The sequence below is a fragment of the Microbispora sp. H10885 genome, assembly GCF_014161415.1.
GTDB lineage: Bacteria > Actinomycetota > Actinomycetes > Streptosporangiales > Streptosporangiaceae > Microbispora > Microbispora triticiradicis.
The window spans coordinates 83314-96262 of sequence record NZ_JABBWY010000013.1 but is presented as its reverse complement, the minus strand read 5'-3'; the positions used below and the strand labels follow the sequence as shown (position 1 = coordinate 96262).

Sequence of the window (12949 nt, the reverse complement as noted above, 5' to 3'; positions counted from 1 at the left end):
AGGGTGAGTCCCGTGAAACTCGACTCGCTCTCCCTGGAGGCCGCCCGCGCCCGTGACGGGATCAAGTGGGCCCTGGCCGCGCCCGATGTCATCCCCGCCTGGGTCGCCGACATGGACTTCCCGGTGCCCGACGCGGTCCGGGAGGCCGTCGCGCGACGCGCGGCCACGGATCTCGGCTATCCCGAGTGGCTGGACCAGCCGGCCGCCGGGCCGCTGGCGGAGGCGTTCGCCGAGCGGATGGAGGCGAGGTACGGCTGGCGCGCCGATCCCGGGCACGTGCGGTCCTACACCGACCTCAACCAGGCCCTCCAGGTGCTGCTGCACCTCATGACCGAGCCCGGCGACGCGGTGGCGCTGCACGTCCCGGCCTACGACCCCTTCCTCGTCACCATCACGGGGATGGGCCGCCGCCTGGTGCCGATGCCGCTTACGGCCGAGGGCCGGTTCGAGGTCCCCGATGAGCCCGTACGGGTGCTCCTGCTGGTGAACCCGCAGAACCCGTCGGGCCGGTCGTTCACCCGGGAGGAGCTGGAGGCGGTCGCCACGTACGCCGACCGGTACGGCACGCTGGTGATCGCCGACGAGATCCACGCCGACCTGACGTACGCCCCGGCCCGGCACATCCCGTTCGCCACGATCCTCCCGGAGCGCACGGTCACGCTGACCTCCGCCAGCAAGGCGTTCAACATGGGCGGGCTGCACTGCTCGGTGGCCCATCTGGGCGCCAGGGACGTCAGGGACGCGATCGGCCGCCAGCCCGCCCACATCTACGGCGCGCCGAGCGTCCTCGGCGTGGAGGCCACGGTGGCCGCGTGGCGGCACGGCCACGCGTGGCTGGAGGAGGTGCTGGCGATCCTGGACCGCAACCGCCGGCTCGTCGCCGAGCGGCTCCCGTCCGGGGTGGGGTACCGCATGCCCGAGGCCACCTATCTCGCGTGGCTCGACTTCGGCATCCCCGACGCCGCCTCCTTCGTCGAGCGGGAGGCCCGGGTCAAGCTCAACCCGGGCCCCAACTACGGAGGCGGGGACACGTTCGCCCGCCTCAACTTCGCGACGTCGGCGCCGATCCTGGAGGAGATCCTGGCCAGGATCGCCGCCGCGCTGAAGTGATCCGCCCGCTCAGCTCGCCGCGCAGGTGACCTGCGACGGCACGCCGTTGGTGCCGGACCAGCTCGCGTTGAACCCGAACGCCGTGGACGCCCCGGCGCCGAGCGCGCCGTTGTAGGACATGTTCGTCACCGTGACGTTGGACCCGCTGGCGCTGAGCGAGCCGTTCCAGAGCTGGCTGATGGTCTGCCCGTTCGGGAAGGCCCACTTCACGGTCCAGCCGGAGATGGCGGAGCTGCCCGCCTTCACCGTGACCTCACCCTGGAAGCCGCCGCTGTACTGGTTGACGACCTTGTAGGTGGCGGTGCAGGACTTGCCCCCGTTCCCGCTGGGGGACGTGGACGGCGAGGCCGACGGGGACACCGACGGTGACGCCGAGGGAGAGGATGAGGGAGAGGTCGAGGGCGAGGAGGACGGGGACGCCGAAGGCGACTGCGGCCTGCCGCCCACCGGCGGGATCAGGTACGGCGAGATGATGCTCTGCTTGGCCTGGTCGACCGTCGCCCAGTCGTCCTTCAAAATGCCGCCCGTGTCACCCGAGTTGGGGTTCCACGACCAGTAGGTGAACGACATGCCGTTCACCCCGGTGCCCAGGTACTTCATGAGCTCCTGGAGCCAGATCTTGTCGGTGTTGCTGGCCAGCGTGGTGCCGAACTCGCCCACCATGATCGGCGCGATGTTCTGCTTGTACAGGTAGCCGAAGTACTTGTCCCAGATGGCCGGCATGTTCGCCGGGTACGTCGGGTCGTCGAACCACGGCTGGTGGTAGACCGACGTGGCGTACTCGTGCGGCGAGTAGACGAGCCGGTTCGCCACGTTCAGCCGGACGGGGAACTGCCCGGCCTTGGTGAGGTTGCCGCCCCACCAGCCGCAGTCCTCGTCGTTGCTGGTGTCGTTGTCCCAGATGTTGGACAGGCCGCCGCTCGGACAGCTCACGCCCTCGACGAAGATCAGCCAGTTGGGCTGCACGGACAGGATCGCGTTGCCCGCCCGCTCGGCCGCGAGCCGCCAGTCGCGCGCCTGGTCGCCGCAGCCCCAGCAGGAGCCGGTCGCGTTCGGGTTGGTGCCGTCGGCGTGCGGCTCGTTGTGCAGGTCGGCCCCGATGACCGTGGTGTTGCCGGCGTAGTGCTGGGCCAGCGACTTCCAGTCGGCGATCCAGGTCGACTCGGGGACGCCGGAGGTGTACCACAGCGCCGTCTGGCCCGCGCTGGTCGGCCGGTGCCGGTCGAGGATGATCCGCATGCCCTTCTGGCCCGCGTAGTCCACGACCTTGTCGAGGATCTGCAGCGGCGACAGGCCGATGAGATCGGGGTTGGATGCGGTGTTGACGCTCGTCGCCTGCGCGCCCGGCTTCAGCGCGTCGTCGGAGAACGGCACCCGGATCGTGTTGTAGCCCAGGTTCGCCATGAGGTCGAGCTGGCTCCTCCACGGGTTGCTGGCCCACAGCCCGTGGAAGGTCTTGTTGTCGGTCTCCATGCCGAACCAGTTGATGCCGGTCAGCCGGACGGTGGCGCCGGTGCTGTCGACGATCTTGTTCCCGCTGGTGTGCAGGTAGCCGGTGCCCGTGCCGGCCGCGTTCGCCGGTGAACCGGTGGCGACGAGCACGGTCGCCGCCATCGCGACGGCGGTCGCCAGCCCGCCGAGAATGCGTCTGTACAAGACGTGCCTCCCACGAGGGGCGCACGCCACCGGTGAGCCGTACGGTCAGGCGCGCACCCCAGACCACCGCCGGAGCGGTGGTGGTCGCGGCATGCCCTGACCGCACGCCTCATCTATATGACTGGTTTTGTGGCTCGGGCGTAATTTTGTCCGGACAGCTGCCCGATCGTCAACGCCCGATCACGGGACGATGTTGACGAGCTTCGGCGCCCGTACGATGACCTTGCGCGGCGTGCCGTCCAGGTACGGCCTGACCTTTTCCGACGCCAGGGCCAGCGCCTCCAGGTCGGCCTCGGAGATGTCCGGGGACACCTCCAGCCGGTCGCGGACCTTGCCCGCTACCTGGACCACGGCCGTGACCGACTCCTGCACCAGCAGCGCCGGGTCGGCCTGCGGCCAGCCCGCCTTCGCGACCGACGGCGCGTGACCGAGCCGCTCCCAGCCCTCCTCCGCGACGTACGGCGCGACCAGCGACAGCATGACCGCCAGGGTCTCGGCGGCCTCGCGGACGGCGGGGTCGGCGGCGCCGGGACCGGCGTCGATCGCCTTGCGCGCGGCGGAGGTCAGCTCCATCATGCGGGCCACCGCGACGTTGAACCGGTAGCCGTCGACGAGCCGGGTGACCTCGTCGATGGTCCGGTGGGTGACCTTGCGCAGTTCGACGTCGCCGCCGGAGACGTCGGCCCCCGGGGCGGACGCCGCTCCGGCCTCGGCCATCACGCGGAACGCGCGGGCCAGGAACTTCTGCGACGCGGCCGGTGAGACGTCGGCCCAGTCGATGTCGTCCTCCGGCGGCCCGGCGAAGATCATCGTCAGCCGGACGGCGTCCACGCCGTAGTTGTCGATCTGCTGGCCGAGGTCGACGCCGTTGCCCAGCGTCTTGGACATCGCCTTGCCCTGGTTGATGACCTGGCCCTGGTTGAGCAGGCGCTCGAAGGGCTCGGTGAAGCCGACCAGGCCCATGTCGTGCAGGACCTTGGTGAAGAACCGCGCGTACAGCAGGTGGAGCACGGCGTGCTCGACGCCGCCGACGTACTGGTCGATCGGGCCCCACTCGCGGACCCTCTCCACGTCGAACGGGCCGTCGGTGTAACCCGGGTCGCAGTAGCGCAGGAAGTACCACGACGAGTCGACGAAGGTGTCCATCGTGTCGGTGTCCCGCTGGGCGGGACCCCCGCACTTGGGGCAGGAGACGTTGACCCAGTCCGTGGCGGCGGCCAGCGGCGAGACGCCCTTCGGCTGGAGGTCCGCGCCACGCAGGTCGGGCAGCCTGACCGGCAGCTGGTCGTCCGGCACCGGGACCTCGCCGCAGTCCATGCAGTGGATGATCGGGATCGGTGTGCCCCAGAACCGCTGCCGCGACAGCAGCCAGTCGCGCAGGCGGTAGTTGACCGTGGCCCTGCCGGTGCCGCGCTCCTCCAGGACCTCGATGATCTTCTGGATCGCCTCGGCCTTCGTCAGCCCGTCGAGCGGGCCGGAGTTGACCAGCGTGCCCTCGCCGGGGGTGGCGACGCCGGTCTCGCCCGGGTCGGCCAGGCCGGTGTGCACGACGACCTTCACCGGCAGGCCGAACTTCCGCGCGAAGTCGAGGTCGCGCTGGTCGTGGGCGGGCACCGCCATGATCGCGCCGTGGCCGTAGTCGGACAGCACGTAGTCGGCAGCCCAGACGGGGATGCGCTCCCCGCTGACCGGGTTGACCGCGTACGTGCCCAGGAAGACGCCGGTCTTCTCCTTCTCGGTGGACAGCCGCTCGATGTCGGAGAGCTTGGCGACCTCGGCGCGGTAGGCGGCCAGCGCCTCGGCCTGCTCGGGGGCGACGATCTCCTCGGCCAGCGGGGCGTCCGCCGCGACGACGAAGAACGTCGCGCCGTACAGCGTGTCGGGGCGGGTGGTGTAGACGGTGACCGGCTCGTCGCGGCCCTCGATCTCGAACCGGACGTCGGCGCCGGTGGAGCGGCCGATCCAGTTGCGCTGCATGGTGAGGATGCGCTCGGGCCAGCCGTCCTCGATCCGCGCCATGTCGTCGAGCAGCCGGTCGGCGTACTCAGTGATCTTGAAGTACCACTGCGTCAGTTCACGGCGGACGACGTCGGCTCCGCAACGCTCGCACTTGCCCCCCACGACCTGCTCGTTCGCCAGCACGGTCTGGTCCTGCGGGCACCAGTTGACCAGGCCGCCCTTGCGGTAGGCCAGGCCCCGCTCGTAGAAGCGGGTGAACAGCCACTGGTTCCAGTGGTAGTACTCCGGGTCGCTGGTGTGCAGGCGGCGCGACCAGTCGAAGGAGATCGCGTACCGCTTGAACGAGTTCGCCTGCGTCTCGATGTTCGCGTACGTCCACTCGGCCGGGTGGGCGTTGCGCTTGATCGCGGCGTTCTCGGCGGGCAGGCCGAAGGAGTCCCACCCGATGGGGTGCAGGACGTTGTAGCCCTTCTGGAACCAGTACCGCGCGACGACGTCGCCGATCGCGAAGACCTCGCCGTGTCCCATGTGGAGGTCGCCGGAGGGGTAGGGGAACATGTCGAGCATGTACTTGCGCGGCCTGGTGTCCGCGGGGTCCTCGACCGCCGCGAAGGGGTTCGACTCCTCCCACCGCGGCAGCCACTTGGCCTGCAGCGCCTGCGGGTCGTACACCGGCTCGTCCACTTCCACTCCTCGCCCGGCGGCAGAATCAGGGTTGATGACGCCCGCCCGGGCAACCCCTGTCGTACGATCGGGGCAGCCCTCGCCTGCGCGCTCTCACGCGCCGAGCTGTGAGATGGATGCCCCAAGTACGGGGTGGCCCAGTGCAGGTGACGCAGTGCAGGGTGGCGGCACGCGTGTCAAGCGTAGCGCAGTCGCCCATGTGGCCGCGGTTTCGATCATCCGGGGCTGACCTCGTGTGTCAGAGTGCGATACCCGATGGTGATAGTTCCGTTGTGACCTCTTATGTCCGCTCCTTTACTGTGCTTCCGTGGCCAACACTTTCCCGCCTCCGGACCTGCCGATGCAGGACCCGCCCACCGACCCCACCGGTGAGCAGTTCCGCGGGGCATTCTCCGATTTCACTGCGGCAGCCCCCGGCTCCCATGAGATCATGCCAGGCACCCCTAATTCGGGCATGATCTCGGGAGGTAGCGTGCCCTCGGACCGCAGTGAGCCCCAGCGGGCGCCGGCCTGGCCGGAGGTCCCCCCGGCCTGGCCCGAGATCCCTCCGCCGGCCTCCTTCACACCCACGGTGCGCTCCTTCGTCGAGGGGGCGCCGCAAGACGCGGACGCGGCGACCATGGCGGGCCCCGTGCCCGGCACGGCTCCGCGCATGCCCACCCCCGCCTTCGGCGAGCCCGGCCCGCCGCGGTCCCCCGCCGGCCCCGCCGCGCCGGCCGGTCCGGCCACCCCGTTCACCCCGGCCGCCCCGTTCACCCCCTCGGTCCGGTCGTACGCCGAGACCTCCCCGCCCCTCCCCCCGCCCTCCCGGCCCGCCTCTCCGCACGCGTCCACGGCTCCGCCGCCGCCTCCCCAGCCGGACGACCCGTACCGGCCGTTCGTGACGGCGGGGCAGATCAGCGGGCCCAAGACGCCTCCGGCGCACCGGCAGCAGGAGCTGTGGAACACGGTGTTCGGGGAGAACTACCGGGCGATCGACGAGTACGAGGACGACGGGCCCGGCCGCCCCGTCTGGCTGTACGCGCTGGTGGCCTCCGTCGTGGCCGCGCTCGTGGCGGTGCTCGTCTGGGCGTTCGGCGCCGGGCCGCTCAGCTCGGGCAGGTCGGCCGAGGCGGCGACCCCGCCCAAGCCCTCGGCCTCCACCCCCGCTTCCCGCTCCAGTGCCCGGCCACAGGCACAGGTGCCGCAGCTGCCCGTCTACAAGGGCACCGCCTCCCCGGTGAACGGCGTGCTCACCGACACCGCCGGCCGGATCACGCTGCCGAGGCTCGGCGGCCCCTGGCAGGCGGACGCCGACCCCGCCCAGACCAAGGCGACGTACGGCTTCACCACCCGGCAGTACGTGCCGGCCGGCATGACCACCAAGGGCAAGCGGGAGTTCGCCGTGGTGATGTCGGGGCCGCTGGCGCAGTCGCTCGCGGTGAAGTACACCGGGCCCGACAAGCTGGGCCCCGTCCTCAGCGCGGTGATGTACCGCGCGCGGCAGACGCAGTTCCCCAAGGACAACAAGGTCACCAAGACCGCCCAGCAGCGCCTGTCGCGGGGCGGCCTGACCGGTCTGCTGGCCGCCTACAAGGTGACCGCCGACGGCGGCTCCACCACGGTCGTGATCGCCGCCGTCGACACCGGCGCCGACCTTCCCACGATCGTCTACATGGCGGTGCCGGAGTTGAAGAACGACCTGCTGCCCGACATCAACACGGTCGTCCGGTCGATCAAGCCGATCCGCTGAGTACCCCCTCCCGCCGTCAGAACGTGCAGGGCATGTGCTTGATGCCGTTGATGAAGCTGGACAGCAGGCGTTCCGGCTCGCCCGCCTCGATGCGGGGGACCCGGCGCAGCAGTTCGCGGAACATCACGGTGATCTCGCGGCGGGCCAGGTGGGCGCCGAGGCAGAAGTGGGGGCCGGGACCGCCGAATCCGACGTGCGGGTTGGGGTCGCGCAGGATGTCGAACCGCAGCGGGTCGTCGAACACCCGCTCGTCCCGGTTGGCCGCCCAGTAGAACAGCAGCACCTTCTCGCCCGCGCGGTAGCGCGTGCCGTTCATCTCGTGGTCCCGGGTGACCTTCCGGCGCATGAAGTTGACCGGCGCCGCCAGCCGGACGATCTCCTCCACGGCGCGCGGGGCGCGGCCCTCGAAGTCCTCCGTCCAGAGGCGCCGCTGGTCGGGGTTGAGGGTGAGCAGGCGCATGCCGGAGGAGATGGCGTTTCGGGTCGTCTCGTTGCCCGCCACGACGAGCAGGATGAAGAACGAGGCGAGCTCCTGCGTGGTCAGCCGTTCCCCGTCGATGTTGGCGTTGACCAGCGACGAGATCAGGTCGCCGGTGGGCCGCTCGGCCCGGTGGACGGCGAGGTCCTGCACCAGTTGCTGCAGCTCCATCGCGGCGGTGAGCAACGCGTGCGCGATGCCCTGCGGGTCGCCGCCGTACTCGGGGTCGGTGGCGCCGAGGATGACGTTCGACCGGTCGAAGACGAAGCCGTAGTCCTTCTCCGGAATGCCCGCCATGTCGCAGATGATCTTCAGGGGCAGCCGGGCGGCCACCTCGGTCACGAAGTCGCAGCCCGGTCCGGTCTCCAGCAGGTCGTCCACGATGCGGGCGGCCGCCGCCTCGACGTCGGCCTCGAACTGCCTGATCATGCGAGGGGTGAACGCCCGGGAGACGATGCGCCGCAGGCGGGCGTGCCGCGGGTCGTCCATGTTGATCATGGAGCCGAAGTACTCGGTGAACTCCGCGGGCAGGTCGGGGATGTTGGTCGCCCCGCCGTCGCCGGAGCAGAAGATCTCGGGCGCGCGGCTGGCCTCCAGGATGTCGGCGTGCCGTACGAGCGCGTGGTAGCCGGGGCCGCGCGTCCCGGCGAAGTTGATCTCGGGCTCGGCGAAGAAGACCGGCGTGCCCAGGTCGCGCAGCAGCCGGAAGGCGTGCTCCCTCTCCTCGTCCGGCCGGGCCCAGAAGTCCCAGCTCGACAGGTCGATGTCCGGCACGGAGGTGATGGGCGCCCGCCCCGTGGGCCGCGTGGTCATGGACCTGCCCTTCGACGAAGACCAGAACGACATTCGGTGGTCAGTCTGCCACAGCGCCGGGATCAGGCGCGGAGGACCGCGGCAGTGCGGTGGAATGCGCCTGCCGGTAGCGCGAGGGCGGGATGCCGTACAGGTCGGCGAAGGCCTGGCGGAGGGTCTCGGCCGTGCCGAAGCCGCACCGGGCCGCGACGGCGGCCACCGGCAGCGAGGTGGTGGTCAGCAGGTGGGCGGCGGCCTCGGCCCGGGCCCGGCGGACGAACCGGCCCGGCGTCTGACCGAGGTGCCGGAGGAACAGCCGGGTCAGGTGACGCTCGCTCACCCCCGCCCCGGCCGCCAGCGCGGCGGTGCCCAGATCGGCGCCGAGGTGGCCGGTGACGTGGTCGACGACCCGCCTGACCAGGTCGTCGCCGGGGGGCGGGCCTTCGGTGAACATGCTCATCTGCGCCTGGTTGCCGGGACGCTGCAGATAGGTCACCAGGTGGCGGGCAACCTCCCGAGCCAGGGCGGAGCCGTTGTCCTCCTCGATGAAGGCGAGGGTCAGGTCCAGCGCGCTGGTGACGCCGGCGGCCGTGGTGACGTTGCCGTCCCGGATGAAGATCGGGGCGGCGTCCACGGTGATCTCGGGGTGGCGCGAGGCGAGCGTGGAAGCGTACCCCCAGTGCGTGGTGACGCGCCGGCCGTCGAGCAGCCCGGCGGCGGCCAGCACCGCCGCGCCCGTGCACACCGAGGCGACGCGGCGGCTCTCCCGGGCCAGACGGCGGACGTGCCCGACGATCACCCGGTTGGCGGCGGCCAGTTCGTGCCCGATGCCCCCGGACAGCACGAGCGTGTCCAGTGGCCCGGTGACGCGTTCGAGGGCCTGCTGCGCCTGCAGCGTCAGCCCGCTGCCGCAGGTGACGGGCAGCCCGGAGGGGGTCACCAGGCACACGTCGTACGGAGGCGCGGCGCCCTGGACGTTCGCCATGACGAGGCTCGACGTCACGCACGCGATGTCCAGGAGTTCCGCCGCGTGGTACCCGACCACGACCACCCGCCGCGAGATCACACCGGGACTGTACGTCACAGGGACCGGTATCCCAAGTTTCCGGACCTGTCGCCGGTCCCGTACTTCGCGGAGCCCCCGGCCGCCGGGACAGTCGAGCCATGACACAGACGACGCCCGCCGGGCACACCGGCCTCCCGTCCAGCTCTCCGTCCGGCCCCCGGCGATGGAGACGCTTCGCTCTGCACTACCTCGAAATGGTCGTGGCGATGTTCGCCGGGATGTTCGCGCTCGGCCTGCTGTGGTCCGCCCTGGGGATCGGCTTCTCCCACACCCGCGACCCCGAGCTCGCCTACCTCCTGATGGCGTTCGACATGTCGGCGGGCATGGCCGTGTGGATGCGTGTGCGCGGCCACGCCTGGGCCGGGACGCTGGAGATGTGCGCCGCCATGTTCGTCCCGGTCGTGCCGTTGTTCCCTCTCCTGTGGCTGGGCCTGATCGACGGGATGACCGTGATGATCCTGGCGCACGTCGCGATGTTCCCGCTGATGCTGGCGGCCATGCTCCACCGGCGCGACGAGTACGCCCACTGCTGAACACGCTGCTGACCACGCTGCTGACCGGGCACTCAAAATCGGGCGGATCAGCCGTTACGCTGAGGTACCTACCGGTTGGTATGGACCACGCGTCCGACAGAAAGAGGGAGCGGCAGATGCTCAACCTGGCCGTCGTGCTGGAGGACAGCGCACGTGACGAGCCCGACGCCACCGCGGTCGTCTTCGGAGACCTCCGCCTGCCGTACTCGCTCGTGAACACCATCGCCGGTCAGGTCGCCAACCTGCTCGCCGCCCGCGGCGTGGGCAGGGGCGACAAGGTCGCCCTCGCCTGCCCGAACCTGCCCTACTTCCCGTTCGTGTACTACGGGATCCTCAAGGCGGGAGCGACCGTGGTCCCGCTGAACGTGCTGCTGCAGGCCAGGGAGATCGCCTATCACCTGGACGACTCCGGCGCCAAGGCGTTCTTCTGCTTCGAGGGCACGCCGGAACTGCCGCTGGGCGAGCGCGGCCGGGCCGGGTTCGCCGAGGCCGGGCGGGCCGAGCACTTCATCGTGCTGCCGGCCACGCCGTTCGCCACCGAGTCGGCGTACGGCGAGACGCTGTGGGCGGCGCTCGACGGGGTGCCGGGCGAGTTCGAGACCGTGCAGACCTCCCCCGGGGACACGGCGGTCATCCTCTACACGAGCGGCACCACGGGGCAGCCCAAGGGCGCCGAACTGACCCACCAGAACATGGTGATGAACGCGGTCGTCAGCGACGAGATGTTCCCGCGCCAGGACCGCAGCACCTACCTCGTGGCGCTGCCGCTGTTCCACTCCTTCGGCCAGACCGTGCTGATGAACGCCGGGTTCCGGCGCCGCGCGACGCTCGTGCTGATGCCGCGCTTCGAGCCGGCCGAGGCGCTCGCCCTGATGGAGCGGGAGAAGGTCACGCTGTTCGCCGGAGTGCCGACGATGTACTGGGCGATGCTCACCGCGGTGCGCGCCGGGGCCGCGGTGCCGTCCTCGCTGGTCACCGCCGCCTCCGGAGGATCCGCGCTGCCGGTCGAGGTGCTCAAGGACTTCAGCGCGACGTTCGGGGTGGACATCCTGGAGGGCTACGGCCTGTCGGAGACCTCGCCGGTGGCCTCGTTCAACCAGCCGGGCCGCCCCGCCAAGGCCGGCTCGATCGGCACCCCGATCTGGGGTGTCGAGATGAAGCTGGTGGACGCCGAGTGGAACACGGTCGGCGACCCCGGCGGCATCGGCGAGATCGCCGTCCGCGGCCACAACGTGATGAAGGGCTACCACAACCGGCCCGAGGCGACCGCGGAGGTCATGCGGGACGGCTGGTTCCGCACCGGGGACATGGCCCGGCGCGACGAGGACGGTTACTACTTCATCGTCGACCGGGCCAAGGACATGATCATCAGGGGTGGGTTCAACGTCTATCCCCGGGAGATCGAGGAGGTCCTCATGACCCACCCGGCGGTCTCGCTCGCCGCGGTCGTCGGGGTCCCCCACGAGTCGCACGGCGAGGAGGTCAAGGCGTACGTCATCCGCACGCCCGGCGACACGACCACCGAGGAGGAACTGGTGGCGTGGGGGCGGGAGACGATGGCGGCCTACAAGTACCCGCGGATCGTGGAGTTCCGCGAGTCCCTGCCGATGACCGCCACCGGCAAGATCCTCAAGCGCGAGCTTCGGTAGGAACCGTCACGGCCAGTCGAGGGACGGGCGCAGCGGCACGTGCGACCGTCCCTCGTCGAGCCGGACGCCGAGCACCTGGTGGAGCTGCACCTTGTTGCGCTCGAACCCGACCACGCACCCGGCCATGTAGAGCCGCCAGACCCGGGCGGTGCCCTGTCCGACCTCCTCCACGGCCTCGTCCCAGTGCTCGTCGAGGTTCTTGCACCACTCGCGCAGGGTCAGCGCGTAGTGCTCGCGCAGGTTCTCCTCGTGCCGGACCTCGTAGCCGATGTCCTCCATCTGACGGATCAGGTGGCCGACCGACTCGAGCTCGCCGTCGGGGAAGACGTAGCGGTTGATGAAACCACCCTTGTTCAGGGTCTTCTCCGTGCTGGTCGGGCGGGTGATGCAGTGGTTGAGGAGGCGCCCGCCCGGCTTGAGCTTGCCGTAGAGGAAGGAGAAGTACGACGGCAGGTTGTCCTTGCCGATGTGCTCGGTCAGGCCGATCGAGCTGACCCGGTCGAACCCGGTCTCGGCGACGTCGCGGTAGTCCATGAAACGCACCTCGGCGAGCTCCGACAGCCCGGCCTCGGCGATGGCCTTCTGCGCGTACTCGGCCTGCTGGCGCGACAGCGTGACGCCGAGGCCCTTCACGCCGTACTCCTTGGCGGCGTGCATGACCATGCCGCCCCAGCCGCAGCCGACGTCGAGCAGCCGCATGCCGGGCTTGAGGTCCAGCTTCTTGGCGACCAGGTCGAACTTGGTGTGCTGCGCCTCCTCCAGCGTCGCGTCCGGCCGGGGGAAGACCGCGCAGGTGTACGCCATGGAGGGGCCGAGCACCCACTCGTAGAACCGGTTGGAGACGTCGTAGTGGTGGTGGATCACCTCGGCGTCACGCTGCTTGGCGTGCCGGCTGCCCAGCTTCGCCAGCGTGCTCTGCCGCGCCTCCTGCGGCGGCGGCGGCACGCGCATCAGCAGCGGCTTGAGCCCGAGCGAGCGGGCCGCGGCGATCTTCTCGCCGAGCGGCAGGTCGTTGAGCGTCAGCGACCACATCCGGTCGAGCAGGGTGTACATGTCACCGTGCACGTCCATGTGCCCCGCGATGTACGCGCGGGCGAGACCGAGCTCCCCCGGCGCCTGCGCGAGGTAGGCCACCGCCGCCGGCGTCTTCACCTCGATGCGGATGTCCGCACCCGGGGATCCCGCCTTGCTGCCGTCGTAGGCGACGAACTCGACGCCCGCGTCAGGACCGACGATCTTCTCGAAGATCTCCGCAAGAGCCATTAAACCTCTCCCGACGTATCGACGCCC

General features: G+C 70.5%; 9 protein-coding genes. 4 read left to right on the top strand and 5 right to left on the bottom strand.

The window, feature by feature from the left end:
• Positions 1–12 precede the first annotated feature (12 nt).
• Entirely contained in the window at positions 13–1110 is a 1098-nt protein-coding gene (locus HHX37_RS30495) for a MalY/PatB family protein (protein ID WP_310740606.1), read from the top strand.
• A 9-nt stretch (positions 1111–1119) separates the two neighbouring features.
• Here HHX37_RS30495 and HHX37_RS37300 read toward each other — a convergent pair whose 3' ends face one another.
• Together HHX37_RS37300 and leuS are read right to left on the bottom strand one after the other, a co-directional pair.
• Complete coding sequence (locus HHX37_RS37300) at positions 1120–2766, bottom strand: cellulase family glycosylhydrolase (RefSeq protein WP_259406880.1); 1647 nt, start codon at positions 2764–2766, stop codon at positions 1120–1122.
• Between the two features lie 180 nt (positions 2767–2946).
• On the bottom strand, positions 2947–5409 hold the full coding sequence (gene leuS, locus HHX37_RS30485; protein WP_182887650.1) for a leucine--tRNA ligase: 2463 nt from the start codon (positions 5407–5409) through the stop codon (positions 2947–2949).
• A 454-nt stretch (positions 5410–5863) separates the two neighbouring features.
• On the opposite strand from leuS, the gene HHX37_RS30480 reads away from it, so the two are divergent.
• Complete coding sequence (locus tag HHX37_RS30480) at positions 5864–7141, top strand: hypothetical protein (RefSeq protein ID WP_182887649.1); 1278 nt, start codon at positions 5864–5866, stop codon at positions 7139–7141.
• A 16-nt stretch (positions 7142–7157) separates the two neighbouring features.
• Here HHX37_RS30480 and HHX37_RS30475 read toward each other — a convergent pair whose 3' ends face one another.
• Positions 7158–8432 (bottom strand): cytochrome P450, encoded by a 1275-nt coding sequence (locus tag HHX37_RS30475; protein WP_182882943.1) that lies wholly within the window; start codon positions 8430–8432, stop codon positions 7158–7160.
• A gap of 40 nt (positions 8433–8472) precedes the next feature.
• The gene (locus HHX37_RS30470) at positions 8473–9477 is read right to left on the bottom strand and encodes a GlxA family transcriptional regulator (RefSeq protein WP_310740605.1); all 1005 of its coding nucleotides are present in this window, start codon (positions 9475–9477) and stop codon (positions 8473–8475) included.
• Positions 9478–9575: 98 nt separating this feature from the next.
• Here HHX37_RS30470 and HHX37_RS30465 point away from each other — a divergent pair, with 98 nt between their 5' ends.
• Positions 9576–10010, top strand: a complete 435-nt coding sequence (locus HHX37_RS30465; protein ID WP_220499652.1) for a hypothetical protein — start codon at positions 9576–9578, stop codon at positions 10008–10010.
• A gap of 116 nt (positions 10011–10126) precedes the next feature.
• Positions 10127–11659: a long-chain-fatty-acid--CoA ligase gene (locus HHX37_RS30460; protein WP_182887648.1), complete on the top strand. Its 1533-nt coding sequence runs from the start codon at positions 10127–10129 to the stop codon at positions 11657–11659.
• Positions 11660–11665: 6 nt separating this feature from the next.
• Here HHX37_RS30460 and HHX37_RS30455 read toward each other — a convergent pair whose 3' ends face one another.
• Entirely contained in the window at positions 11666–12922 is a 1257-nt protein-coding gene (locus HHX37_RS30455; RefSeq protein WP_182876570.1) for a class I SAM-dependent methyltransferase, read from the bottom strand.
• Between the last annotated feature and the right edge of the window lie 27 nt (positions 12923–12949).